Annotated in this window: 1 protein-coding gene; it reads left to right on the top strand. The window is 59.9% G+C overall.

Annotated features, from left to right (window positions below):
- Positions 1-69 precede the first annotated feature (69 nt).
- Positions 70-347: DUF1173 family protein (locus B7449_RS18575; protein ID WP_048884048.1), on the top strand; the 278-nt coding region annotated here is incomplete at its 3' end.

Genomic DNA, 347 nt, shown 5'->3' with positions numbered 1-347 from the left:
AATAGCCGGTGGAGGGGCTGGATCCAGGCGGAAGTCAGGACCGGCGCCCTGATGACCGTCTCTCGCAGCATGCTGCCGTTCGAAAGCAGTCATGAACTGGCCGTAGCCGACGCCCTCGTGGCGGCAGGCCGAGCATTCGAAAAACCACTGCGTTTCGACGCGGAACGGGATCTCGTTTTCCCGGATTTCATCCTGCGGGACACGGCACGGAGTGCCGGATATCCAATGGAAGTTTTCGGCCGTACGGACGAGGCCTACACTGCCAGACGAGCCGGGAAGGAAAACTACTACAACATGACTTTCGGCAGAGGCGGATGGTGGTCATGGGATGCAACAACGGAAAGCCG

Source organism: Komagataeibacter intermedius TF2, from assembly GCF_000964425.1.
GTDB classification, from domain to species: Bacteria; Pseudomonadota; Alphaproteobacteria; order Acetobacterales; family Acetobacteraceae; genus Komagataeibacter; species Komagataeibacter intermedius.
The sequence above is the reverse complement of the archived record's forward strand: the minus strand, read 5'-3'. Positions and strand labels throughout refer to the sequence as shown.